General features: G+C 63.8%; 21 protein-coding genes. 13 read left to right on the forward strand and 8 right to left on the reverse strand.

From position 1 onward, the window contains the following. Positions 1-25 precede the first annotated feature (25 nt). From lpdA to pdhA, 4 genes are read right to left on the reverse strand one after another with little or no spacing between them, the layout of a single operon-like run. A complete protein-coding gene (gene lpdA / locus HNQ81_RS09595) occupies positions 26-1462 on the reverse strand; it encodes a dihydrolipoyl dehydrogenase (RefSeq protein ID WP_183350769.1) in 1437 nt (478 codons plus the stop codon). A 20-nt stretch (positions 1463-1482) separates the two neighbouring features. Then, positions 1483-2781, reverse strand: coding sequence for a dihydrolipoamide acetyltransferase family protein (locus HNQ81_RS09600; protein ID WP_183350771.1), 1299 nt, complete (start codon positions 2779-2781; stop codon positions 1483-1485). Positions 2782-2793: 12 nt separating this feature from the next. Next, on the reverse strand, positions 2794-3774 hold the full coding sequence (locus HNQ81_RS09605) for an alpha-ketoacid dehydrogenase subunit beta (RefSeq protein WP_183350773.1): 981 nt from the start codon (positions 3772-3774) through the stop codon (positions 2794-2796). After that, positions 3767-4873 (reverse strand): pyruvate dehydrogenase (acetyl-transferring) E1 component subunit alpha, encoded by a 1107-nt coding sequence (pdhA, locus tag HNQ81_RS09610; protein WP_183350774.1) that lies wholly within the window; start codon positions 4871-4873, stop codon positions 3767-3769. Before pdhA ends, HNQ81_RS09605 begins: the two co-directional genes overlap by 8 nt. 342 nt (positions 4874-5215) lie before the next feature. Here pdhA and HNQ81_RS09615 point away from each other — a divergent pair, with 342 nt between their 5' ends. The 9 genes from HNQ81_RS09615 (at position 5216) to HNQ81_RS09655 (ending at position 13179) form a co-directional block, all read left to right on the forward strand. Then, complete coding sequence (locus HNQ81_RS09615) at positions 5216-5383, forward strand: hypothetical protein (protein WP_183350776.1); 168 nt, start codon at positions 5216-5218, stop codon at positions 5381-5383. A 70-nt stretch (positions 5384-5453) separates the two neighbouring features. Further along, positions 5454-6248: a transporter substrate-binding domain-containing protein gene (locus HNQ81_RS09620; RefSeq protein ID WP_183350778.1), complete on the forward strand. Its 795-nt coding sequence runs from the start codon at positions 5454-5456 to the stop codon at positions 6246-6248. Positions 6249-6260: 12 nt separating this feature from the next. Further along, the gene (locus HNQ81_RS17920) at positions 6261-7223 is read left to right on the forward strand and encodes an amino acid ABC transporter permease (RefSeq protein ID WP_420842278.1); all 963 of its coding nucleotides are present in this window, start codon (positions 6261-6263) and stop codon (positions 7221-7223) included. After that, positions 7216-7950 (forward strand): ATP-binding cassette domain-containing protein, encoded by a 735-nt coding sequence (locus HNQ81_RS09630; RefSeq protein WP_183350780.1) that lies wholly within the window; start codon positions 7216-7218, stop codon positions 7948-7950. Before HNQ81_RS17920 ends, HNQ81_RS09630 begins: the two co-directional genes overlap by 8 nt. A 125-nt stretch (positions 7951-8075) precedes the next feature. Continuing rightward, complete coding sequence (locus HNQ81_RS09635) at positions 8076-9107, forward strand: BMP family ABC transporter substrate-binding protein (RefSeq protein WP_353740488.1); 1032 nt, start codon at positions 8076-8078, stop codon at positions 9105-9107. A gap of 35 nt (positions 9108-9142) precedes the next feature. Further along, a complete protein-coding gene (locus HNQ81_RS09640) occupies positions 9143-10204 on the forward strand; it encodes an ABC transporter permease (RefSeq protein ID WP_183350784.1) in 1062 nt (353 codons plus the stop codon). Next, positions 10204-11124, forward strand: coding sequence for an ABC transporter permease (locus tag HNQ81_RS09645; RefSeq protein ID WP_183350786.1), 921 nt, complete (start codon positions 10204-10206; stop codon positions 11122-11124). The genes HNQ81_RS09640 and HNQ81_RS09645 overlap by 1 nt, the downstream gene beginning before the upstream one ends. A gap of 67 nt (positions 11125-11191) precedes the next feature. Continuing rightward, positions 11192-11686, forward strand: coding sequence for a xanthine phosphoribosyltransferase (gpt, locus tag HNQ81_RS09650; RefSeq protein ID WP_183350788.1), 495 nt, complete (start codon positions 11192-11194; stop codon positions 11684-11686). Continuing rightward, positions 11683-13179 carry an ABC transporter ATP-binding protein gene (locus tag HNQ81_RS09655; protein ID WP_183350790.1) on the forward strand — a complete coding sequence of 499 codons (1497 nt, stop codon included), beginning with the start codon at positions 11683-11685 and terminating at the stop codon, positions 13177-13179. The genes gpt and HNQ81_RS09655 overlap by 4 nt, the downstream gene beginning before the upstream one ends. Before the next feature lie 36 nt (positions 13180-13215). On the opposite strand, the gene HNQ81_RS17925 is transcribed toward HNQ81_RS09655, so the two are convergent. Beyond that, positions 13216-15243, reverse strand: a complete 2028-nt coding sequence (locus HNQ81_RS17925; protein ID WP_183350792.1) for a transglycosylase SLT domain-containing protein — start codon at positions 15241-15243, stop codon at positions 13216-13218. A gap of 270 nt (positions 15244-15513) precedes the next feature. On the opposite strand from HNQ81_RS17925, the gene HNQ81_RS09665 reads away from it, so the two are divergent. After that, positions 15514-15936, forward strand: coding sequence for a 4Fe-4S binding protein (locus tag HNQ81_RS09665; RefSeq protein WP_183350794.1), 423 nt, complete (start codon positions 15514-15516; stop codon positions 15934-15936). Next, positions 15933-17714 (forward strand): aldehyde ferredoxin oxidoreductase N-terminal domain-containing protein, encoded by a 1782-nt coding sequence (locus HNQ81_RS09670; RefSeq protein ID WP_183350796.1) that lies wholly within the window; start codon positions 15933-15935, stop codon positions 17712-17714. Before HNQ81_RS09665 ends, HNQ81_RS09670 begins: the two co-directional genes overlap by 4 nt. An 85-nt stretch (positions 17715-17799) precedes the next feature. On the opposite strand, the gene HNQ81_RS09675 is transcribed toward HNQ81_RS09670, so the two are convergent. Then, complete coding sequence (locus HNQ81_RS09675) at positions 17800-18777, reverse strand: malate dehydrogenase (protein ID WP_183350798.1); 978 nt, start codon at positions 18775-18777, stop codon at positions 17800-17802. A 312-nt stretch (positions 18778-19089) separates the two neighbouring features. Here HNQ81_RS09675 and HNQ81_RS09680 point away from each other — a divergent pair, with 312 nt between their 5' ends. Next, positions 19090-19422 carry a hypothetical protein gene (locus HNQ81_RS09680; protein WP_183350800.1) on the forward strand — a complete coding sequence of 111 codons (333 nt, stop codon included), beginning with the start codon at positions 19090-19092 and terminating at the stop codon, positions 19420-19422. Positions 19423-19465: 43 nt separating this feature from the next. After that, positions 19466-20494: an FAD:protein FMN transferase gene (locus tag HNQ81_RS09685; RefSeq protein ID WP_183350802.1), complete on the forward strand. Its 1029-nt coding sequence runs from the start codon at positions 19466-19468 to the stop codon at positions 20492-20494. A 22-nt stretch (positions 20495-20516) separates the two neighbouring features. Here HNQ81_RS09685 and cimA read toward each other — a convergent pair whose 3' ends face one another. Both cimA and HNQ81_RS09695 read right to left on the reverse strand, forming a co-directional pair. After that, complete coding sequence (gene cimA / locus HNQ81_RS09690) at positions 20517-22109, reverse strand: citramalate synthase (RefSeq protein ID WP_183350804.1); 1593 nt, start codon at positions 22107-22109, stop codon at positions 20517-20519. Between the two features lie 257 nt (positions 22110-22366). After that, positions 22367-24247 carry a bifunctional acetyl-CoA hydrolase/transferase family protein/GNAT family N-acetyltransferase gene (locus tag HNQ81_RS09695; RefSeq protein WP_183350806.1) on the reverse strand — a complete coding sequence of 627 codons (1881 nt, stop codon included), beginning with the start codon at positions 24245-24247 and terminating at the stop codon, positions 22367-22369. Positions 24248-24294: the final 47 nt, after the last annotated feature.

The raw sequence follows: 24294 nt of genomic DNA on the forward strand, positions 1-24294 counted from the left end.
GCGGAAGACACCTCGGCGCCGATCGTCAGCGGTCGCCGCGACGGGTCGGGAGGGTATGGATCGGGCTGCCGATAAAGATTTCCGCCGCCTCGGCCTCCGTCTCCGACAGGGTGGGATGGGGGTGCAGGGTCAGGGCCAGATCCTCCGCCAAGGCCCCCATTTCGATCGCCAGGGTTCCTTCGGCGATCATGCTCTCGGCGTTGCGGCCGACGATGCCGACCCCCAGGATCCGGCCGTCCCCGGGGTTGACGATCAGTTTGGTGAAGCCGTCGGCGGCGGCCATGGTCCGGGCCCGGCCCGAGTATCTCCAGGGGAACTTCTGCACGGCGATCGCTAGCCCCTCTTTTCCCGCCTGTTCTTCGGTCAGGCCGCACCAGGCGATCTGGGGGTCGGTGTAGACCACGGCGGGGATGGCCCTGACGTCGAAACCGGAGTTCTGGCCGGCGATGACCTCGGCGGCCACCCGCCCTTCCCGGGTGGCCTTGTGGGCCAGCTGGATGCCGCCGGTGACGTCGCCGGCGGCGAATATATGCGGGTCGGCCGTCTGCTGTTGCCCGTTGACGATGATATTGCCCCGCTCGCCGAGCTGCACCGCCGTCTTGTCCAGATGAAGATCGCCGCTGTTGGGCTGGCGGCCGATCGCCACCAGCACCCGGTCGACCACCAGCGGTTTGGTCCCGCCGTCGGCGTCCTGCAACCGGACCTTCACCCCGTCGTCCTGCTCCGTCAGCGTCAGGACCCTGGTGTTGAGGTGGATGGCGGCGAACAGCCCGCTCAGGCGGCGCTGTAGCGGTTCGACCAGGTCGCGGTCGACCCCGGCCAGCAGGCGATCGCCAACCTCGACGACCTCCACCCGGCTGCCGAAGGCGGCATACAGGGAGCCCAGCTCGAGACCGACATAGCCGCCGCCGATGACCAGCAGCGAATCCGGGATGTCGGCCAGGGCCAGGGCCTGGGAGGAGTCGATGATCCGGCTCCCCGGGCGGAAGGCCGTACCGGGGAAGGCGACCGGGCGGGAGCCGGTGGCAATGACGGCGTGACGGAAGCGGACCCGGCGGACCTCGGCGTGCTCCAGGCGAACGGTGGTGGAGTTCTCGAATTGCGCCCGCCCGGTGATCAACTGGACCCCGCGCCTGGCGCCGAGCTGGAGAAGGCCGTCGGCCATGGTGGCGATGACCTGCTGTTTCCAGCTCCGGACCTCGGCCAGCTCGAGGCGCGGCGGCGCGAAATGGAGGCCCATCGCCGCCGCCTGGCGGGCGTCGACGATCAGCTCGGCCAGGTGCAGGCCGGTCTTGGAGGGGATGCAGCCTTCAAAGAGACAGACGCCGCCCGGCTTCGACCGGGGGTCGACCAGGGTCACATCGAGACCGAGGTCGGCGGCCCGGAAGGCGGCGGCGTAGCCGGCCGGGCCGTTGCCGATGACCAGGACCTCGCAGGTCAGTTCCATTTCGCCCATGACCATGGCCTGTCTCCGTTTACGGGTTAAATCATCGTGAGGAACAGTTCGTCCGGGTCCTCGAGCAGTTCGATGATCCGGCGCAGGAAGCGGACGGCGTCGGCCCCGTCCACCACCCGGTGATCGAAGCAGAGGATTATCGGCATCATCAGCCGGGGGACGATGTCGTGCTCGCCCTCGGCGCTGGTGACGACGACAGGTTGCAGCCGTCCCTGACCGAGCCCGAGGATGGCGATCTCGGGATGGTTGATGATCGCCGTGAAGTAACTGCCCCCCAGTCCGCCGACATTGGTGATGGTGAAGGTGCCGCCGACCATTTCCTCCCGGCTGGTGCGGCGCTCGCGCGCCCGGTCGACGGCTCCCTGCAGTTCGACCGCCAGCTCCCTGATGCTCTTGCGGTCGACATCGCGGATCACCGGCACCATCAGGCCGTGTTCGGTGTCGACGGCGATGCCGATATGATAGTAGTGCTTGACGATGATCTCCCCGGCTGTCGGATCGAGGCTGGCGTTGAAATGGGGGAATCGCTTCAGCGCCGTGGCCGCCGCCTTCAGCGCGAAGATCGTCATGGTCAGGCGGCCGCCGCCCTGTTCGATCTCGCCCTTGTGCTGGCGGCGGAAGGCCTCGAGCCGGGTGATGTCGACCGCATCCTGGCAGGTGACGTGGGGGATCCGGGTCCAGGAGGTCGTCATCCGGACCGCGGTCGCCCGGCGGATGGAGTGGAAGGGCTCGCGGCTGACCGGACCCCACTGGCTGAAATCGGGCAGGGTCGGCGGGGTGATCTCGACCGTGGCCTCGGGCGGCGGCGCCGGTTCCGAAGCCGGCGGCGAAGGTTGCGGGGCTGGCGGCGGGGTCTCGGGTTTCCCCGTGCCCTCGGCGAAGGCGAGGACGTCGTCTCTGGTCACCACCCCGCCGGCGCCGCTGGGGGTCAGCGCCCGCAGGTCGACCCCCAGTTCCCGGGCCAGGCGGCGGGTCGCCGGCGAGGCCGGCACCGGTGATCCTGGAACGGCAGCGGAATGGCCGGGGGTCTCGGCAGGCGGCGCCACGGTAGCGGGTTTGGCGGCGGGTCCGCTTGCCGCCGCCGTGGCGCTATCGGCGAAACTGATCAGGATAGCGCCGACTTTGGCCATATCTCCCTTGCGCACCCGGATCTCCTGGACGGTGCCGGAAAACGGCGACGGGATCTCGACCGCCGCCTTGTCGGTCTCGACCTCGAGGAGGAGATCGCCTTCGCGGATGACCTGGCCGACCGTGACATGGACGGCCAGGATTTCGGCTTCACGGACCCCTTCGCCGAGGTCGGGCAATCGAAACGTTCTGGACATGGCGGCTCCCGCTTAGCTGGTAAGGGTCTGGCGCGCGGCGTCGACAATGCGCCGGACGTTGGGAATATACCATTTTTCCCGGCTGAAATAGGGGATGATCAGGTCGTAGCCGGTCACCCGGGCGATCGGCGCCTCGAGGTAGTAGAAGGCCCCCTCCATCAGGCGGGTGACGATTTCGGCGCCGGGACCGAAGCTGCGCGGGGCCTCGTGGATCACCACCGCCCTGCCGGTCCTGGTCACCGACTGGAGGATCAGGGTGTCGTCGAGCGGCGCGATCGTCAGCAGATCGATGACCTCGGTCTCGACCCCGTCGCTGGCTCGCAGTTCCTCCGCCGCCTCCAGCGCCGGCCGGACCATCGCCCCGTAGGCGATCATCGTCAGGTCGCCGCCTTCGCGGACGATCTGTGACCGGCCGATGGGGATGATTTCCTCCTCGTCCGGCACCTCCTCGCGGTAGGCCCGGTAGAGTCCTTTGGCCTCGTAGAACACCACCGGGTCGGGGTCGCGGATGGCACTGACCATCAGGGCCCGGGCGGTGCGGGGGCCGGAGGGGATGACGGTCTTCAGCCCGGGGGTGTGGGCCCAGTAGGCCTCCCGGCTCTCGGAGTGGTGCTCGAGGGCCCGCACTCCGCCGCCGTAAGGGGCGCGCAGCACCATCGGCACCGACAGCCGCCCCTGCGAGCGCCAGCGCAACCGGGCGGCGTGGCTCTCGAGCTGGTGGAAACAGTGGTAGGCGAAACCGGAAAACTGGATCTCGCACACCGGTCGCAGGCCGTAGATCGCCATGCCGACGGCCATGCCGGCGATCGCCGATTCGGCGAGCGGGGTGTCGAGCACCCGCTCTGGACCGAAGGCGTCGATCAGGCCCTCGGTCACCCGGAAGACCCCGCCGTCGCGGCCGATGTCCTCGCCGAGCAGGACGACCCGGTCATCGTTTGCCATTTCCTGCCGCAGGGCCAGATTGATCGCCTGCACCATCGTCATCTTACTCATCGTCGACCTCCTTGCCGCCGTCGGCGAGTTCCCGGGCCAGGGCCGATTTCTGGGCCTCCAGCTGCGGCGGCATCTCGGCATAGAGGTGGTCGAACATGGCGAGCGGATCGCCGAGTTCCCCCATCCGCTTTTCGGCGGCATCGACCGCCGCCTGGATCTCCTCCATGACCCCCGTCTCCATCTCCGCCAGCTGCGGTTCGGTCGCCGTCCCCTTCTGCTGGAGGTAGGCGGCAAACCGGGGCAGGGGATCGCGCTGTTGCCACTGGGCCACCTCCTCCTCGCTGCGATAGCGTTTCGGGTCGTCGGCGGTGGTGTGCATCATCACCCGGTAGGTGACGCACTCGATCAGGGTCGGTCCGCCGCCGCTGCGGGCCCGCTCGGCCGCCTCGGCGGCGGCGGCGTACACCGCCAGGACGTCGTTGCCGTCTACCCGGATGCCGGGCATGCCATAGGCATGGGCCTTCTGGGCCAGGGTCGGGGTATGGGTCTGGCGGCTGACCGGCACGGAGATCGCCCACTGGTTGTTCTGGCAGACGAAGACCACCGGGGTCTGGTAGACCGCGGCGAAGTTGAGGCCCTCGTGAAAATCGCCCGCCGAGGTCGCCCCGTCGCCGAAAAAGGTCATGACGATCTCGTCGGTCTGGCGGTAGCGGGCGGCCCAGCCCAGCCCCACGGCGTGCAGGACCTGGGAGCCGACCGGGATCGCGATCGGCAGGTCCTTGCGGCCTTCGGGGACCAGGCCGCCTTCGTTGAAGCCGTTGAAGTAGAGGATGATGCTCTCCAGCGACCGGCCGCGCCAGATCTCGGCCGCCGTTTCGCGGAAGGCCGGGACGAACCAGTCGCTTGGCCGCAGGTTGAAGACGGCGCCCATCTGTGCGGCCTCCTGGCCCTTGATCGGCGGGAAGGTGCCGATCCGGCCCTGGCGCTGGAGATCGAGCAGCCGCTCGTCGAACCGGCGGCCCAGCAGCATCGCTCGGTACAGCTCGAGGAGCCGGGCCTTGGAGAGCTGCGGTTCCAGGTCCCGGTCGAGATTGCCGTGTTCGTCGAGGATGGAGAGACTTTCGAGGCTGTCGGTAACCGCAATGTCACTTCGTGGCATGGTCGCCTCCATTGAGCAGCCTGATGTGGCCGCCGGCAGTTAGGGAAGGATGTCTGCGTCGTGTTTGGTTCTGTTTCAACTATATCTCTTGGGCAGAGAATTACAATTGCCTGCCGGGGAAAAATGGATTGACGGTGGCAATCGGGGTTTCGGTCGGATGGAGCCGTTTCGGGTACGTTCCAGTCCCGGTTGCAACATCAATGAAATTGACCACTTGAATGCCGCTGCATGCGATTGCGAGAGCGTGTCGGGGGGCAAGATTCTCCTTGAGTTTTACCGTGTAGTTTGTTACGCAAAGGCATTGTAAATGAGGTGAATTCTTTCAGAGGGAGGACACTGCCCATGCATGACCGCGGCAAAAACGAACCGGTTCAACTGGTCTGTCCCAAGTGCCGGCAACCGATGATCGTCTACCTGCCGATAACGGAAATGCCCCGCTGTCCCAACCCGGAATGCCAGGGTACGCGGATGATCATCGAGGAACTGCTCGACGAGGGCAAGTCGTTCTGAAAGGGCGTATGGTACGGGGGTCCGCTTCCAGGCCCTTGTCAATCTGAAACAGCTGCCAAAGGAGAAGACAATGAAAAGACTGTCCCTGCTGTTTGCCGCGTTGGTGTTCCTGGCGATGACCGCAACCGCCATGGCCGGCACCCTTGAAGAAATCCAGAAGCGCGGCAAGCTGCGCGTCGGAATGGAGCCGGGTTACATGCCGTTTGAACTGCAGAACAAAAAGGGCGAGATCATCGGTTTCGACGCCGACATGGGAGCGGCGATGGCCAAGGCCATGGGGGTCGAACTGGAACTGGTGAGCACCGCCTGGGACGGCATCATTCCCGCCCTGCTGACCGGCAAGTTCGATATCATCATGTCCGGGATGACTCTGACCCAGGAGCGGAATATGAGCATCAACTTCGCCCCGCCCTATGTCGTCATCGGTCAGACCATTCTGGTCAAAAAGGATCTCGCCGCTACGATCAAGACCTACAAGGATCTCAACGATCCCAAGTACACCGTTGCCTCGAAGCTCGGCACGACCGGTGAGCAGGCGACCAAGAGGATGATCCCCAAGGCCAAGTACAACAGCTACGAGACCGAGCAGGAAGGCGTCATGGAACTGGTCAACGGCAAGATCGACGCCTTCATCTATGACCAGCCCTACAACATCGTCGCAATGAGCCAGAAAGGCCAGGGCAAGATCGTCCACCTCGATACCCCGTTCACCTTCGAACCGATTTCCTGGGGTGTCCGCAAGGGCGATGCCGACTTTCTCAACTGGCTGGAAAATTTCATGTACCAGGTCAAGAATGACGGCACCTACGAACGGATTTATCACAAATGGTTCCAGGATGATGCCTGGTTGAAAGAAATCCAGTAATAAAAGGGAACTATTGTGAATGCCACTGGCGATACGTGGCCCTGGAGACTTCTGCTGGCGGTCATCCTCCTCGGGATGGCCGCGGCAATCTGGGGGGCCGTGCAGAAGATAGACTACGAATGGCGCTGGTACCGGGTTCCTCAGTATTTTTTCTATAAGGCCGAAGATCTGCAGAAGGCCCCGTTCGACGGTCAGGTCTCGGCGATTGACGGCCAGGGTAGGGTGACCGCCGTGACCGTCACCTCCGCGGCCGGGGAGAAAGCGGTGCTCGAGGTCGACAGCGCCTCCGTCAAGGTCGAACTCGAGGAAGAGGTGTTTTCCGGGGATGCGGTCGGATTTTCCTCCAGTTGGAAGATGGGACCGCTGATCATGGGGATGTGGACGACGATCTGGATCTCCTTCGTCTCCGGAATCCTGGGTCTGATCATCGGCCTGCTCACCGGTCTGGCGCGGATCTCGAAAAACTTCACGATCAACGGGCTGGCGGCGGTGTATATCGAGTTCATCCGCGGGACGCCGCTGCTGGTCCAGATCTTCATCGCCTACTTCTTTGTCGGCACCGTCTTCAATCTCAGCCGCAACGTCGCCGGGGTCGGGGCCCTGGCGCTGTTTGCCGGGGCCTATATCGCCGAGATCGTCCGGGCCGGAATCCAGTCGATCTCGCGCGGTCAGATGGAGGCCGCCCGCTCGCTCGGCATGACCATGCCCCAGGCGATGCTCGACATCATCCTGCCCCAGGCCCTGAAACGGATCCTGCCGCCGCTGTCCGGCCAGTTCATCAGCCTGATCAAGGACTCGTCGCTGGTGTCGGTCATCGCCATCACCGACCTGACCAAATCCGGGCGGGAGATCATTACCAGCACCTTCGCGACCTTCGAGGTCTGGCTGGTGATTGCGGCGATGTACCTGATCATCACCTCGGTGCTGTCGCAACTGGTCTTCTATATGGAAAGGAGGTTCGCCGTCAGTGATTAAAGCCGTCGACGTCAAAAGAATATTCACCGGCCGCGGCATCACCGTCCGGGCGGTGGATGGAGTATCCCTCGAGGTCGCCAAAGGCGAGGTGGTGGTCGTCATCGGCCCGTCCGGTTCCGGCAAATCGACGTTTCTTCGCTGCATCAACGGCCTGGAATCGTTCAACAGCGGCCATATCTATATCGACGGGGTCGATCTCGCCGACCGCAAGACCAATATCAACAAGATCCGGGCCGAGGTCGGGATGGTCTTCCAGCAGTTCAATCTCTTCCCGCACAAGAACGTCCTGGAGAACCTGACCCTGGCCCAGATCCGGGTGCGCCGGCGGAGCCGGACGGTCGCCGAGGAAAAGTCACGACAACTGCTGGTCAAGGTCGGTATCGCCGACAAGGAAAAGGAGTACCCTTCCCGCCTTTCCGGCGGCCAGCAGCAACGGGTGGCCATTGCCCGGGCCCTGGCGATGGATCCGAAGGTCATGCTCTTCGACGAACCGACCTCGGCGCTTGATCCCGAGATGGTCGGTGAAGTCCTCGATGTCATGAAACAATTGGCCCGTGAAGGAATGACGATGGTGGTGGTGACCCATGAAATGGGCTTTGCCCGCGAGGTTGCCGACCGGGTGATCTTCATGGATCAGGGCAAGGTCGTGGAGACCGGGACCCCCGAGCATTTCTTCACCAGTCCGCGGGAGGAGCGAACCCAGCTCTTCCTCAAGCAGGTGCTGTAAGGCCTGCCTCCTGGCGGCCGTAAGCGTCAAAGCCGCAATGCAACAGTGTCGATGACGACAATGAACAGACTATCGAGAATATGGAGGATCGTGTGATGCGCGTGCTGCAAGCCCTCGCTGTACTGATGCTGTGCCTGAGCTTTTCCACCGTCCAGGCGGCGGAAAAGGAGATCAATGTCGGTTTCATCTACGTTTCGCCGATCGGCGATGCTGGCTGGTCCTACGCCCATGATCTGGCGCGCCGGGAACTCGACGGGATGGAAGGGGTCAAGACCTCGTATGTCGAGGCGGTCGCCGAGGGGCCCGACTCCGAGCGGGTCATGCTGAACATGGCCCGCAAGGGCTACGATGTCATCTTTGCCACCAGTTTCGGCTACATGGACCCGATGCTGAAGGTTGCCAAACAGTTTCCGAACGCCAAATTCATGCATTGCTCCGGTTTCAAGACCGCCGACAACATGGGCAACTATTTCGGCCGCATGTACCAGGCCCGCTATCTCTCGGGGATGGTCGCCGGCGGCATGACCAGGAGCAAAACCATCGGCTACGTCGCCGCCTTCCCGATTCCGGAGGTCATCCGCGGCATCAACGCCTTCACCCTCGGGGTCCAGGCCGTCAATCCGGAGGCCACCGTCCGGGTCGTCTGGACCAAGACCTGGTATGATCCGGCGACCGAGAAAGAGGCCGCCAAATCGCTGCTCGATGTCGGCGCCGATGTCATCGCCCAGCACCAGGATTCGCCGGGGCCGCAGGAGGCCGCCCAGGAGAAGGGGGTCTATTCCATCGGTTACAATACCGACATGAGCACCTTCGCCCCGAAGTCCCATCTCACCGCGCCGATCTGGAACTGGGCGCCGTTCTACAGGAACGTGATCGAACAGGTGCGGAACGGGAGCTGGAAGGCCGAGTCGGTCTGGCCGGGGATCGAGACCGGCATCGTCGACCTCGCCCCGTTCAGCGCCATGGTCCCCAAGGAACTGCAGGATAGGGTCATGGCCGCCAGGGCCGACATCGTCGCCGGCAGCAACCGGATCTTCGTCGGCCCGATCAAAGACCAGAAGGGAGCGGTCAGGATCGCCGCCGGCGTCGTCGCCCCGGATCAGGATCTGCTCGGCATGACCTGGTTCGTCCAGGGCGTGGTCGGCACCACCGAGTAGGGGCGGCAACGATTCCGCCCATCGACGGTCAGCGGATGTTCCGGGTTCGGATCACCAGGAGACAGGAGCCCCGCGGCTGGAGTTCCTGGTTCGTTTTAGGGGCGGCTGTCGCTCTGTCGCTGGTGCTGAGCGGGGTCCTTCTCAGCCTCAGGGATATTTCTCCGCTTACCGGTCTCGCGGTGTTGTTCAAGGGGGCCTATGGTTCCCGTTTCGCCATTGAAGACTGTCTGATCAAGGCCATCCCGATCTTCCTCTGTTCCCTCGGGGTGGCGGTGGCCTTCCGCCTCCAGATCTGGAACATCGGGGCCGAGGGGCAGTTCGCCCTCGGCGCCGTCGGCGCGACCTGGGTGGCCCTGACCTTCCCGGAACTGCCCGGCCCGATCCTGCTGCCGGCGATGATACTCATGGCCGCCCTGGCCGGCGGCCTGTGGGGGATGGTTCCCGCCCTCCTCCGCCAGCGCCTGCAGACCAACGAGATCATCGTCACCCTGATGATGAACTACATCGCCATCCTCTTCCTCGACTATCTGGTCTACGGCGTCTGGAAGGACCCCACCAGCTATGGTTTTCCGATGACCAGCGAGTTTCCGCCGCAGGCCGTCGTCGGCAAAATCGGTTCGACCAGCGTCAACTGGGGGCTGGGCCACTGCCTGGTTCTCGGCACGGTGGTGTGGGTCTTCATCCGCTTCACCCGCATCGGTTTCGAACTGAGGGCGGCCGGCGACAGCGTCCGGGCGGCCCGCTATGCCGGGATTCCCTATGACCGGCTGGTCGTGCTGGTGATGGTGATCAGCGGGGCGCTGGCCGGCTGGGCCGGTTTTCTCGAGGCCTCCGCCACCATCAACCGCCTGCAGCCGAGCATCATGGTCGGTTACGGCTATACCGCCATCGTCGTGGCCTGGCTGGCCCGGCTCAATCCCCTGACCATCGCCATCGCCTCCTTTCTCCTTGCCGGTCTGCGGGTGGGCGTTGAAAATCTGCAGCTCGACCTCCAGGTGCCGGCAGCCTTCGGCGGCATCCTCGAGGGCCTGATTCTCCTGACCGTCCTCGCCGGCGGGCTGTTCACCTCCTATCGCCTCAGCGTGAGGAGGAGCTGATGGAACTGGCGATCATCGTGCCCCTCCTGGCGGCGGCGGTGCAATCGGGAACGCCGATCCTGTATGCGACCCTCGGCGAGATTGTTACCGAGAAATCGGGGGTTCTCAACCTCGGCGTCGAGGGGGTGATGATCCTCGGCACCCTGACCGCCTTTGTCGTCGCCCTGACCACCGGCAGCCCGGTCCTGGCCTTTGTCGCCGCCGGGGTCGCCGGCACTCTGGCGGCGGCCATTCACGGCATGGTCTGCCTGTGGTTCAGGGGCAACCAGGTCGTGTCCGGCCTGGCCCTGACCATCCTCGGCACCGGCCTGGCCGACTATCTCGGTAATGCCTACGTCGGCCGCACGGCGCCCGGCTTTTCCCCCGTCGCCCTGCCGCTGCTGAGCGAGATCCCGATCGTCGGCCCGATCTTCTTCAACCACGATCCGCTGGTCTACCTGACCTACGGCCTCCCGCCCCTGATCTGGTATGGCCTGATGCGGACCCGACCGGGACTGTGCCTGCGGGCGGCAGGGGAATATCCGGCGGCGGCGACGGCGGCAGGCCTTGATGTCGCCGCCTATCGCTGGTTCGGGATCCTTGGCGGCGGATTTCTGATGGGACTGGGTGGGGCCTACCTGTCGCTTTCCTACACCCATCTGTGGACCAACAACCTCACCGGGGGCCGGGGCTGGATCGCGGTGGCCCTCGTCATTTTTGCCTTCTGGCGTCCGGGGCGGGCCGTTTTCGGGGCCTATCTGTTCGGCGGCATCATGGCCCTGCAGCTGCGCCTGCAGGCCTCGGGCACCCAGCTTCCCTCCTCGCTGCTGCTGATGCTGCCCTATGCCCTGACCGTCATCGTCCTGGTCCTGTCCTCATGGCGGCGGGGGGCGAGTGAGGCTCCGGCGGCGCTGGGAGTCAACATGGAACCGGCGGACTAGGGGAAGACCGCCGCCCCTGGACTGCCCGGCGGAGAGTGATCGGTAAGACATCAACAGAGGAAACAGCATGCAAACCAACAGCACCTACCGCAAGACCTATCCGATATCCTGGGATCAACTGCACCGTGACTCGAAGGCCCTGGCCTGGCGCCTGCTTCATCTCGACTACTTCAAGGGGATCATCGCCATCACCCGCGGCGGCCTGGTGCCGGCGGCGATCATCGCCCGGGAGCTCGACATCCACCTGGTCGATACGATCTGCGTGTCGAGCTACGACTGGAAGGACAAGAAAGGCGAGGCCGACGTACTGAAGAAATTCGAGGGCAACGGCGAGGGCTGGCTGCTGATCGATGATCTTGTCGATACCGGCCGTACCGCCGCGATCGTCAAACAGATGGTGCCGAAGGCTCACTTCGCCACAGTCTATGCCAAGCCGGCGGGTCGGCCCCAGGTCGACACCTATATCACCGAGGTCAGCCAGGATACCTGGATCCTCTTTCCCTGGGATTCGGAATCCCAGTTCGTCACTCCGCTGGCCGGCAGGGACAGGACCACCGAATGAGCGGGAAGACGCCGCTCATCCGCCTGCAGGCGGTCAGTAAATCTTTCGGACCGGTCCACGCCAATCGCGATATCAGTCTCGATATCGAGGAGGGCAGGATTCTGGCCCTGCTCGGCGAGAACGGGGCCGGCAAGTCGACCCTGATGTCGATTCTGGCCGGGCAGCTGCAGCCGGATGCCGGCACCATTTTTCACGACGGCGCCCCGATCGAGCTGACCTCGACCGACAAGGCCATCACCGCCGGAATCGGCATGGTCTACCAGCACTTCAAGCTGGTGGAGGCGATGACCGTCGCCGAGAATATCCAGCTCGGCCACGGCGGTGGGATGTGGCTGAACTGGGCGGAAATCAACGACGAGGTGCGGGAGCTGGCCGCCTTCTACGGCATGAAGGTCGACCCCGGGGCCAGGATCGCCGATCTGTCGATGGGCGAGAAACAGCAGGTCGAGATCCTCAAGCTGCTGCACCGTCGCAGTCGGGTGCTGATCTTCGACGAGCCGACCGCGGTCCTGACCCCGAGCGAGGCCGACAACCTGTTTGCGACGATGAAGCTGATGGTCGGCCAGGGCAAGGCCATCGTCTTCATCAGCCACAAGCTCGAGGAGGTCATGGCGATTGCCGACAATATCGTCATCCTCCGGCGGGGGGAGGTCGTCGACCGGGTCGCGGCAGCGGCGGTCGCCTCGACCGTCGAACTGGCCGAGCGCATGGTGGGGCGCGAGGTCCTGCTGGAGGTCGATCGACAGGCCGTCGAGCCGCGGCAGATCGTGCTGAAGGTGGAAAAGGTAGCGGGTGACGGCCTCCAGGCGATCGACATGGAGGTCCGGCAGGGCGAGATTCTCGGCATCGTCGGGGTGGCCGGCAACGGCCAGAAACCGCTGGTGGAGATGGTCTGCGGCCTGCATCGGCCGCCGGCGGGGAGCATCCGCCTGCTCGGCATGGAATGGCGGAAGTTTTTCGCCGACCAGAAATGGGATCTCGCCTTGAGCTATATCCCGGAGGACCGGCAGGGGCTCGCCACCTGCCGCAACCTTGATCTGGTCGATAATTTTCTGCTGACGACGCGGGGCGGTTTCGTCCGCGGCCCCTGGCTGCAGCGCCGGCAGGCCGAGGAGAAGGCGAAGCGGTTGATCGACGAGTTCGACATCCGCCCGCCGAATCCGCAGGCGCTTGCCTGGCAGCTGTCCGGCGGCAACCTGCAGAAGATGGTGCTGGCCCGGGAATTCTATCGCAAACCCCGGTTGATCGTGGCCGAACAGCCGACCCAGGGTCTCGACATCGCCGCCACCGAGGATGTCTGGAGGTTGCTGCTCGAGGCCCGGGAGCAGGCCGGCATCCTGCTGGTGACCGGTGATCTGGCCGAGGCCCTGGCCCTGTCCGACCGCATCGCGGTGATGTTCGAGGGCCGGATCGTCGCCACCTTTGCCATCGACGATCGGGAGCATGTCGCCCGTATTCCCCAGATGATGGCGGGTCTCGAAATCACCGCCTGAGAACCCCGCCGGGTCGGGGTGTCCTGAGCGGCGGCCTCAGCCGCCGATCAGGCACTTGCTGATCTTGCCCCAGTCGGCGGCGGAGACCCATTTGAATTTTTCCTGAAACAGTTTGTCACTGGCATACAGCTTCCCGTTTCGCTGCCGTTCGAGGTACTTCCGATACTGGCCCGGTCCGCCGTTGTACATGGCATAGACGAGGTGGGCGATGGTCTCGTTGTCCGGTTTCTTCTGCCCTTTCCGCTCCCGCAAGGCATAATCTTTCAGGTACAGGGTGGCGATCTCGCAGCCGGCGGCGGCATTGTAGCGGATATCCCAGCGCAGCCGTTCGAGGTCGTACACCCCGCGCCAGACCCGGGTGTTGACCTGCATCAGGCCGACCGAGCTGTTGTTGTACGATAACAGGTAGGTCAGCTTGTCATCGCGGACCACGAACTGACGGAAGCAGCTCTCCTGCCACGCTATGGCCGGTATCATCAGGCGGTAGGTCGAGCGGAAGGCGGGGGGGACCTTTTTCTCCCGGGCGGTTGTCTGGGCCTGGGCCTTGAGCAGGTTCACGACCTTCCGCACAATGTTGTCGACGTTGCCCCTCGTAACGGTCCATTTGCGCAACTCTTCGAGGTTGCGGCCCTCGGCCGCATGGAGCGGGGCGCAGAGGAAGTCGAAGAGACTCGAGGTCGGCTCCGGTGGTGGTGCCAATGACGGTTCAGCCGGCAGTTCCAAAGGCAGTTCCAAAGGCAGTTCCGAATGCGGTTCCAAAGGAGGTTCCAAAGGGGGTGCCTGGGGCGGTTGCGAGGACGGTTCCGGTGGCGGTGTGAGGGGCAGGTCCTGCTCCAGAAATTTCCCCTCCGGCGGCACTTCATCCTCCGCTGCGGCCGGGGCCTGCACCGGTTCCGGGGTGACCTCGAACAGACGCTGGAGGTTGGGGTTGATCCCGGAACCGTAGCGGAGGATCGCAGGATCGCTGCTGAGCATCCGGGCCAGCCGGATCATGCCGTTGCGGCTGACCTCGATGCCGAAGGTCGGTCCGAGGCCGTCGAGAATCGTCAGGGCGTCGGCGGCGGTGAAAAAGGAGAGATAGCCGATTCTCTGGGGTGAAGAGTCGGCGGTGATATGGTTGCGGAAGATCGGGGCCAGCTGTTTCCAGGCACTGGCGAACTGGACCCGGACGAAATCGTGGGTGACGGAGTTGCTGCCGATGCTGTCAAGGAAGGAGTACCGGGTTTCGAGGAGAACGTCCATCAAGGTCTGGCGTTCCTCCGGGCTGAGGACATCCTTGGCTGTCATTGCTACCATGAAACTGAGCAGGGCATCCCAGTTTTCCCAGACCGCAACGACCTCCTCCAGTTCCTTGCCGCTCAGGGTCTCGGTGATACGGGCATCTTCGGGTCGGTAGATTTCCTTGACATCGGCGAGGATGTCGAGCTTGATCGCCTCCGGGGTGATCTGCGGTTCGCCGGCGCGCAGGCTGTCGAGCATCGTCTGCGTCTGCTGCCGCACATGCTGCGGAAACATCGGGAAGAGAAATTCCTTGAGATTGTTGACCGGCGGCGCCAGGTCGATGGTGATTGAATTGAGGTACGTGAAGACCCGGGATTCGATGAGCTGCCAGAGGATGCCGCCGAGCTGAATCGGCTGATGGTTGCGGTCAAAGAGACCGGAACGGGAAGTGCGGAAGGAAAGCTGCCAGGTCCGGCTGTTGATGGCCGGCTGCTGGTAGAGGACGAGGAAGCCTTTCCACGCCAGCGGCATCAGGCACTCACGGCCGAGCGGCGTGCCGGCGTGGGCCGTTATTTCGATTTCAAGGCGGACGAAGCCCTTCTCCTCCATGATCCGGGGGTGGGAGAGGGCAAGGTAGAGGCAGCCACTGCCCTCGTCGACCAGCACCACCGATTCGTTTCGTTCCCTGAAGGCCTTGTTGATCATGAGATTCTGCAGCAGGGGATAATCGAGGGTGATTGGGAGCCTGACGATTTCGGCGGCGACCGGGCGGTTGCCGGCAAAGATGGACAGCAGGACGGCGAGCAGAAAGACAACGGGCAGATTCCGAATGTGACGGGGCACGGGGAGCTCTCCTCGGGATGGTGGGTGTGTCTGATCTCGAAGTGATAAAGAAAGACGGTCCCGATGTCAATTGGATTTATCGAAAAACATCGGAAAGACAAGATGTTTGGCGGTGGTCCGCGGTTCCGTGGGGAATTGGCGGTCTCCTTCCTTGCTTTATTGACCTGCTTTGCTATGCTGAGCGACGAGTTGGATACGTCGTGCAGCAGCATTTGCGGCGAACATCTTCAGAAAATAGTGGCGGCGAGCGCTTCGCCCCCGGGAACCATCATGAAACAGCTTGCGGCTCCACGTATTGACCAGTGTATTGGTTGCCATTCCTGCGCCATTGCCTGCGCCAGGCTGATCCATCAGCGTCTCTCCTGGAGTTCCGCGGGGATACGGATTCATACCGCCGGCGGCCTGTCGACCGGTTTCATGGCGGTGCACTGCCTGGCCTGCGATCCCGCCCCGTGCGTGGCCGCCTGCCCGACCGGGGCCTTCAGCCAGCGCCTTGGGGGCGGGGTGGTGGTCCGCAAGAAGCTCTGCCTCCAGTGCGGCCAATGCGTTGAGGCCTGTCCGGTGGATGCGGTCTCCGTCAATCGGTGGGGGGAGGTCTTCGTCTGCATCCATTGCGGCCGTTGTGTCGAGTTCTGCCCACAGGACTGCCTGGAACTGGCGGAGTTCGGCGACAGCATGGAGGTGCGGCGATGATCCGGGAAGAATTCAGGGTGCTCTGTGTCGATCTGGGAACAGGAAAAGGGTCAATAAAGCTGCTCGACGGCCGCAATCTGGTGGCCGGCGGCAGCGGCCTGGCGGCCCTGCTCTATGATCGCTTCGCCAACAATGACCTGTCCTGGGATGATGCGGCACAGCCGCTGATCTTTGCCATCGGACCGCTGACGGGCTGTTTCCCGTTGATGAGCAAGACCGTCTGCGCCTTCAGATCGGCGTATCATCACCAGTATACCGAAAGCCACGCCGGCGGTCGCTTGGCCCATGCCCTGCGCTTCGCCGATCTCGATGCCCTCGTCATCACCGGCCGGGCGTGGAGGCTGTCGTGTCTGGTGGTGGGCGGCCGGCACCTGGAGGTCAGGGATGTCGACTTCATGCGGGGCCTGGAGGCCGATGCCTCCGGCAAGCTGCTGCGGCGGATGTTTGCCAGGGGGCCAGGCCATCGTTCGATCCTTCGCATCGGTCCGGCCGGCGAGATCGGCTCGGCAATGGCCTGCATCAACGTCGATTCTTACCGCCATTTCGGCAGAATGGGCGGTGGAGCGGTGATGGGGGTGAAGAACCTCAAGGGCATCGTCGTCCAGGGTGACGGCGATTTCGCCGGGCCGGCCGGCAGCGCCTATGCCAAGGTTTTCAAGGAGGTCTACGGTCAGGCGACCTCCACCGATATGATGCGCAAGTATTACAATCTCGGTACTGCAGCCAACCTGCAGGGCTTGAACGATCTTCAATCCCTGCCCTGGAACAACCTGCAGAAGACCTGCGATCCGGCCATCGCCGGCATAACGGGCGAGGCCTTCGCCGACGAGACCCTGCTGCGCAATGGGGCCTGTTCCGGCTGCCCGGTGGGCTGTATCCATGTCGGCTATGTTCGCGAGAAAACGCTGAAGGATAACCGCTATCACTACCACCAGGTGGCCTATGACTACGAGCCGATCTTCGCGGCCGGGACCATGTTGGGGGTGACCAGGCCTTTTGACGTCTTGCGGATCCTCGATGTCATGGACAAGGTCTGCCTCGATGCCATGTCCGGCGGCGTGGCGCTGGCCTGGGCCACGGAGGCAAGCGAGCAGGGTCTGGTCTCGGAGAAGGAGACGGTGGTCCCTCTCAAGTTTGGCGATGCCGCCGCCTACCAGCAGGCCGCCGAATATCTTGGTCGGGGGATCAATGACTTCTACCGCCTTCTCGGCATGGGAACCCTGCGGGCGGCAGCGGCGTACGGCGGCGGCGAATTCGCCTGCGTCCTCGGCCAGGAGATGGCCGGATACGCCACCGGCGAGCTGTTCTTCGCCGCCCAGACCCTCGGTTTTCGCCACTCGCATCTCGATACCGGGGCCTACAGCTACGACCAGAAGAACGCTCGTCGCGATGTCGAGCCGGCTGTCGACTTTCTGATTGCCGACGAGCCTGGAAGGGTCTTTCTCACCTCGATGGTGGCGTGCCTCTTTGCCCGCTCGGTTTATACCGACACCAGGCTGGCGGAGTGTCTCGCGGCTGTCGGCTTCGACACCCTGGCCGGGTCGATCCCCGAGGTCGCCGCTTATGTCCGCCGCCTGCGCTGGCAGGCCCGCATCGCCACCGGCTTCGATCCTGATGCCCTGACGATCCCCAAACGGTTCTATGATGTCAGGACCTGGAAAGGACCGGTGAGCAGGGAGTATCTCGATGTCCTGAAACAGGAGTACGGCCGGCGGATCATGGAGCTGGCGGCGGCCGGGTCGGGGGCGGACGGGCCCCGGTCAAACGAGGGAAGCTGAAGGACGGCGGATGCAGCGAGAGCGACGGCGGCTGGTCGGCGGGCAATCGAAGATTCCCCGCCGATAGCCAGCCGCGCCGGGATCGTTACAGCAGATGGGCGATGGCGTCGCGCTCCGAGACCAGTTCCTGCTCGGTGGCGGTCATCATGCCGCGGGCGAAGTCGCTGACGGCAAGCCCCTTGATCTCCTGCCACTCCCCGTTCTCACAGGTGATCGGCAACGCGTACATGATGTCCTCGTCGATGCCGTAGGAGTTGCCGGCGCTGTAGACGCCCATGCTGACCCACTGGCCGCTGCTGCCCAGGGCCCAGCTGCGCATGTGGTCGATCGCCGCCGAGGCGGCCGAGGCGGCGCTGGAGGCGCCGCGGGCCTTGATGATGGCGGCGCCGCGCTGCTGCACGACGGGGATGAACTCCTTGACGTACCAGTCGTTGTCGACCAGGTCGACCACCGGTTTGCCGTCGACGGTGGCATGGCTGATGTCCGGGAACTGGGTGGCCGAATGGTTGCCCCAGACGACCATCTTCTCGACCTTGGTGCAGTGGCTGCCGACCTTGGCGGCGATCTGCGACAGCGACCGGTTGTGGTCGAGGCGCATCATCGAGGTGATGTTGCGGGGATTGAGATCCGGGGCGTTCTTCAGGGTGATCAGGGCGTTGGTGTTGGCCGGGTTGCCGACGATCAGGACCTTGATATTGCGGTTGGCGTGGGCGTTCATGGCCTTGCCCTGGACGGAAAAGATCGCGGCGTTGGCCTGGAGCAGGTCGGACCGTTCCATGCCCGGACCGCGGGGACGGGCCCCGACCAGAATGGCGAAGTCGGCGTCCTTGAAGGCGACGTTCGGATCGTCGGTGGCGACGATGCCGGCGACCAGCGGAAAGGCGCAGTCGTTGAGTTCCATCACGACGCCGTTGAGGGCGCCCATCGCCGGGGTGATTTCAAGAAGCTGCAGGACCACCGGCTGGTCGGGGCCAAGCATGTCGCCGGCGGCGATGCGGAAGATGAGGGAATAGCTGATCTGGCCGGCGGCGCCGGTTATGGCCACGCGTACTGGGGATTTCATCGAGTCCTCCATGTGATTTAGGGTTGTTGAATAATGATGTTACACCGGTTGCCCGTCCATATCCAGGATTCCTGTGAATCGAGATGTCAGTGTTCGCAGGCAATGGCGGTAAGATACCATAGAGATGAAAATGAATAAAGAGGCAAGAAGGCGAACATCCGTTATCATCAGCGGTCAGGTTGGGCGGTCGTGTGAAACTGCTTGTCGTGCCGCAGGTTGTGGGATAGTCTGTCGCAGACGAAGAGGACGCCGGCAGCCCTGGGGCATTGGTCCGGCGTTGTGGTGAACCGACGAACATGAGGTGGAAGTGCAATGAAATATTTCTGTGTCATCGCCGTGGTGCTCCTGGGCTGCGCCGCCTGCACCCAGGAAACCCAGAACAAGTTCGGCCGGGCCGTCCAGAACTGGACCGGGACGGACGGGGTGCTCGAGGTCTATGCCGGTGACAAACTGGTCAAACGCTTTCTGAAGATCGACAAGCTGTCGACGGCAGCCGCCACCGACGGCAAGGGCGAGAGGCCGTACCGCTTCGGCTACGGCATCCTCGACGACAATCTCAACGGGGCGGTGGACCCTGGTGAAAAGAAGGTCTATTTCGAGTTCAGCGACTATTCGACGTCCTATATCTTTTTCGAGAAACCATAGCGACGGGACCGATCTCCGCCCGGCTATGGCCCCGGTTGCAACAATGGCGCGCAATACCCTCCTCCGTACTCTGATCATCGTTGTCGTTGGCCTCCTGCTGCTTGCCCTCCTCCTTTATGGCGGCCAGCGCAAGCGCCTGTTCCGCGAGAGCCGGACATCGCTCTACACCCTGGTGACGATCACGGTCGTGACGCGCTCGGAGACCAGGGCCAGGGAGGCGATCGATGCCGCCTACCGCGAACTCGAGCGGGTCGGCAAGCTTCTCAATTTCTATGCGCCGGACAGTGAACTGAGCCGGATCAACAGGAACGCCGGGGTTGCGGCGGTGAAGGTCTCGGCAGAAACCCTTGCCGTCATCGAGAAGGCGGTCCATGCCGCCGAGGCGACAAAGGGCGGCTTCGACGTGACGGTCGGCCCCCTGGTCCGGCTCTGGGATTTCAAGGAAAAGAAGATCCCCTCGCGGGAGGCGATCGCCGCGGCCATGGATCTGGTCGGCTACCGCCATATCGTCGTCGACCCCGGAGCCTCCACCGTCTACCTCGACAAACAGGGGGTGCAGATCGATTTGGGCGGGATCATCAAAGGCTATGCCGCCGATCGGGCTGCCGCCGTCCTGCGGGACCACGGGATCGACGACGGGATCGTCGCCGTCGCCGGCGATATCCGGCTCTTCGGGCGGCAGCCGGACGGCCGGCCATGGCATATCGGCATCCAGCACCCGCGAGCGGCCGACGATGACACCGCCCTGCTGGCAACGGTGCATCTGGACGATGGGGCGATTTCAACCTCGGGTGATTATCAGCGCTACTTTTTTGCCGACGGCGTCCGCTATCACCATCTCCTCAACCCGACAACCGGATACCCGCAGGATCTGTGCCGCAGCGTCACGGTCATCGCCCCGTCGGCGGCCGCCACCGATGCCTTCGCCACCGGGATCTTCATCATGGGGCCGCAGCAGGGCATCGCCGCCCTGGAGCGGCTCGGCATGGACGGGGTCATCGTCGACAAAGACGGTGAGGTCCTGATGACCAAGGGAATCAGAGATAAGGTGAAACTTCTCGATACCCCATGAAGTTCGAGGGGATCTGTGCGTCCTACTTCCTGTTGTCTTCCTTCATCAGCTTGTAGTTGATGCTGTCCACCAGAGCCTGCCAGCTCGCCTCCAGGATATTGACCGAAACTCCGACGGTGCTCCAGCTGCAGACGTGGTCCCGGCTTTCGATCAGGACCCGGACCTTGGCCTCGGTGCCGTGTTCCCCGGTCAGAACCCGGACCTTGTAGTCGGTCAGGACCATTTCCTCGAGGCAGGGATAGAAGCGGGTCAGGGCCTTGCGCATCGCACAGTCGAGGGCGTTGACCGGGCCGTCGCCCATCGAGGCGGTATGGACCTCGTCGCCGCCGACGTACAGACGGATGGTGGCCTCGGTGATCGGGGCCCGTTCCATGTCGACCTTGTGGATGATCACCCGGAAGCTCTCGAACTTGAAGTAGTTGCGCTGCAGGCCGAGCACCCGGCGCATCAGCAGTTCGAAGCTGGCCTCGGCGGCCTCGTACTGGTAGCCCTGGTTCTCCAGTTCCTTCAGTTCGCTGGTGATCGTTGCCAGCAGCGGGTCGGAGGCGCTCAGCTTCAGCCCCCACTTCTTGGCCTTGTGGAGGACGTTGGCGTTGCCGGCCTGGTCGGAGATCAGGATGCGGCGGATATTGCCGACCTTGTCGGGCTCGATGTGCTCATAGGTCAGCGGGTTGCGCCTGACGGCGCTGACGTGGATGCCGCCCTTGTGGGCGAAGGCCGACTCGCCGACGTAGGGCTGGTAGCGGTTGTTCGGCAGGTTGGCCAGTTCGTTGACCAGGCGCGAGGTCGTGTAGAGACGGTCGATGTGTTTGCGCACCTCGCAGGCCAGGCCCATCTTGAAGACGATGGCGGGGATGATCGAGGTCAGGTTGGCGTTGCCGCAGCGCTCGCCGAAGCCGTTGATCGTGCCCTGGATCTGATCGATGCCGAGGGACACGGCGAGCAGCGAGTTGGCGACGGCCGATTCCGAGTCGTTGTGGGAGTGGATGCCGAGTCTGACCTTGCGGCTGCAGCCTTCGAGGTACTGCTTGACCCGGTCGATGATCGGCGGCAGCTCGTGCGGCAGGGTGCCGCCGTTGGTGTCGCAGAGGATGATGGTCTCGGCGCCGCCGTCGATCGCCTTGCCGATGGTCGCCAGGGCGTAGTCGGGATTGTCCTTGAAGCCGTCGAAGAAGTGTTCGGCATCGTAGAACAAGTGTTCGACCTTGGGGCGGAGGAAGGCCAGCGAGTCCTCGATGATCAGGAGGTTGTCCTCGAGGCCGATATGGAGCGCATCGCGGACGTGGACATCCCAGCTCTTGCCGAAGATCGTGATGACCGGGGTGCGGGCGTCGAGCAGAGAGAGGAGGTTGGGGTCCTTGTCGGCGGTGTTGCGGAAGTGGCGGGTCGAACCAAAGGCTGCGACCTTGGCGTGCTTCAGGCTCATCCCCTGGATCTTCTGGAAATATTCGGCCGAGACGGGATTGGCCCCCGGCCAGCCCCCCTCGATGAAATCGATGCCCAATCGGTCGAGGGCCTGGGTGATCCGGATCTTGTCGTCGACCGAGATGTTGAAATTTTCGGCCTGGGTGCCGTCCCGCAGCGTTGTGTCGTAGATTTCTATTGTTCTGCCCATGACTTCCTCGTTATTCGGTGCTCGTCTCGAAACCTGGCCGCAGGGCGCAGCACGGCCGCTCCCCGCATCGTTTCCGGTTAAGCCAACTATAGTAAGGAGGATTTGCGGAAAAGCAAACAGTTCTCTCCGCTCCCCGCCATTTCCCGATTTTCAGGCCCCGGACCTGCGGGGCGGGTTGGGTCGGTTGGCAAGGGACGGAGCGTTGGCGGGCGGTGTGCCGCATCGCCGGCGAGGGGCGGCGATGCGGCGGCGGACGGTCAGAAATCGATGACGAAGCTGTAGACCCCCTCGACCAGCCGGGTCTGGACCCTGTGGCCGGAGTGGTTGAAGATCGTCTGCATGCGGATGTTGTCGCGCAGGACCTCGGCGGTGAAGCCGGCGATGCCGTTGCGCTTGGCCAGGTCGGTCAGGTGTTTGAACAGGAAGGAGCCGATGCGTCGGCCCTGCCAGTCGTCGCGGACGACGAAGGCGACCTCGGCCCGGTTGGTTTTTTCGTCGAGGTAGTAGCGGCCGACGGCGACGATATCCTCGCCGTGGGCCTCGGGGACGGTGCCGACGATCGCCACGTCCTTGCGGTGGTCGACGTAGACGAAATCCTGGATCTGGCGATGGCTGAAGGCCACCTGGCTGCTCATGAAGCGGTAGTAGATGGTCTCCCGCGACAGGGTGTAGACCAGGTCGCGCATCAGCGGCTCGTCGGTCGGCTGGATCGAGCGGATCGTCATCTGGGTGCCGTCCTCGAGCAGCAGCACGGTGCGCATCGTCTCGTCGGTGGGGAGGATGATTTTGTCGCCGACCCGGGCCATGTCGGGCCGGATGTAGTGGGCCTCGATGGCCTCCCGGAACAGCTGCTCGCGGAATTTCGGATGGGCGATCGCGATCAGGGCCATGACCCGCTCCTGCACGCTCTTGCCGTAGAGATAGGCGACGCCGTATTCGGTGACGACGTAGGAGACGGCGCCGCGGGTGATCGAGACCCCGGAGCCGGGGCTGAGCTGGGTCATGATGTTGGAGCGGCTGCCGTCGAGGCTGGTCGAGGGCAGGGCGACGATGCTCTTGCCCTCCTTGCTGACGGTGGCGCCGCGGTTGAAATCGACGAGGCCGCCGATCCCGGAATAGAGCATCCCGGCCTGGGAATCGGAGCAGATCTGGCCGGTGAGGTCGATCTCCTGGGCCATGTTGATCGCCACCATCTTCGTCTGCTGGCTGATGACCCGGAAATCGTTGACGTATTCGGTCGGACGGAAGCAGAACAGGGGGTTGTCGTTGACGGCATCGTACAGCTCCTTCGTCCCCATGCAGAAACTGGCGACGATCCGGCCGCGGTCGCTCGACTTGCGTGCGCCGTTGACGGCGCCGGAGCGGATCAGGTGAAGGATCGAGTCGGTGATCATCTCACTGTGGATGCCGAGGTCCTTCTTGTCCTTGAGGAATTCCATCGTCGCATGGGGCAGGCGGCCGAGCCCCTGCATCCGGCCGAGACCGAACTGGATCGTCGCCCCGTCGGGGACGAGGGTGGCGATATTGCGGCCGATCATCCGGCTGATCTCATGCGTCGAATCATCCTCCCGTTCGATCAGCGGGACGTCGGCCGGCACCAGGATATCGATGTCGTAGATATCGATGACGCTGTCGCCCCGGGTCCAGGGCATCTGCGGGTTGACCTGGGCGATGATCAGCGAGGCGTTCTCGACCGCGCTCTTGACGATATCGACGGAGATCCCGAGGCTGACCTTGCCGTGCCTGTTCGGCGGCGTGGTCTGGATCAGGGCCACGTCGAGCGGCAGCAGGCCGGTGTTGAAGAGGTGGGGGATGTTCGACAGGAAGATCGGGGTGTAGCTGCCCAGCCCCTCCTGGATCATGTCGCGGACGTTCTGGCCGATGAAGAAGGAATTGAGCCGGAAACAGTCGGCGTATTTCTTCCGGGCATAGGAGGCGTCGCCCTTGGTGAAGAGCTGGATGATCTCGACGTCGGAGAGCTCGCCGGCCCTGGCGGTCAGGGCCTTGACCAACTCCGTCGGTTCGCCGCAGCCGGTGCCGATGAAGACCCGCTGTCCGGAGCGGATCTCCTTGAGCGCCTTCTGCGGGCTGCGCACCATCGCCGCATACCGTTCCTGCCAGTTGCTGTCAAACTCCATATCGTTGCACCTTGGTAGATGATTTTTTGCAGTTCGCCCTCGTGGCC

The organism is Desulfoprunum benzoelyticum (genome assembly GCF_014201505.1).
Lineage (GTDB): Bacteria > Desulfobacterota > Desulfobulbia > Desulfobulbales > Desulfocapsaceae > Desulfoprunum > Desulfoprunum benzoelyticum.

Coding starts and splice junctions, on each gene's coding strand:
- lpdA (WP_183350769.1), bottom strand. CDS start 1,462: ATGGTCATGGGCGAAATGGAACTGACCTGCGAGGTCCTGGTCATCGGC.
- HNQ81_RS09600 (WP_183350771.1), bottom strand. CDS start 2,781: ATGTCCAGAACGTTTCGATTGCCCGACCTCGGCGAAGGGGTCCGTGAA.
- HNQ81_RS09605 (WP_183350773.1), bottom strand. CDS start 3,774: ATGAGTAAGATGACGATGGTGCAGGCGATCAATCTGGCCCTGCGGCAG.
- pdhA (WP_183350774.1), bottom strand. CDS start 4,873: ATGCCACGAAGTGACATTGCGGTTACCGACAGCCTCGAAAGTCTCTCC.
- HNQ81_RS09615 (WP_183350776.1), top strand. CDS start 5,216: ATGCATGACCGCGGCAAAAACGAACCGGTTCAACTGGTCTGTCCCAAG.
- HNQ81_RS09620 (WP_183350778.1), top strand. CDS start 5,454: ATGAAAAGACTGTCCCTGCTGTTTGCCGCGTTGGTGTTCCTGGCGATG.
- HNQ81_RS09635 (WP_353740488.1), top strand. CDS start 8,076: ATGCTGTGCCTGAGCTTTTCCACCGTCCAGGCGGCGGAAAAGGAGATC.
- HNQ81_RS09640 (WP_183350784.1), top strand. CDS start 9,143: ATGTTCCGGGTTCGGATCACCAGGAGACAGGAGCCCCGCGGCTGGAGT.
- HNQ81_RS09645 (WP_183350786.1), top strand. CDS start 10,204: ATGGAACTGGCGATCATCGTGCCCCTCCTGGCGGCGGCGGTGCAATCG.
- gpt (WP_183350788.1), top strand. CDS start 11,192: ATGCAAACCAACAGCACCTACCGCAAGACCTATCCGATATCCTGGGAT.
- HNQ81_RS09655 (WP_183350790.1), top strand. CDS start 11,683: ATGAGCGGGAAGACGCCGCTCATCCGCCTGCAGGCGGTCAGTAAATCT.
- HNQ81_RS09665 (WP_183350794.1), top strand. CDS start 15,514: ATGAAACAGCTTGCGGCTCCACGTATTGACCAGTGTATTGGTTGCCAT.
- HNQ81_RS09670 (WP_183350796.1), top strand. CDS start 15,933: ATGATCCGGGAAGAATTCAGGGTGCTCTGTGTCGATCTGGGAACAGGA.
- HNQ81_RS09675 (WP_183350798.1), bottom strand. CDS start 18,777: ATGAAATCCCCAGTACGCGTGGCCATAACCGGCGCCGCCGGCCAGATC.
- HNQ81_RS09680 (WP_183350800.1), top strand. CDS start 19,090: ATGAAATATTTCTGTGTCATCGCCGTGGTGCTCCTGGGCTGCGCCGCC.
- HNQ81_RS09685 (WP_183350802.1), top strand. CDS start 19,466: ATGGCGCGCAATACCCTCCTCCGTACTCTGATCATCGTTGTCGTTGGC.
- cimA (WP_183350804.1), bottom strand. CDS start 22,109: ATGGGCAGAACAATAGAAATCTACGACACAACGCTGCGGGACGGCACC.
- HNQ81_RS09695 (WP_183350806.1), bottom strand. CDS start 24,247: ATGGAGTTTGACAGCAACTGGCAGGAACGGTATGCGGCGATGGTGCGC.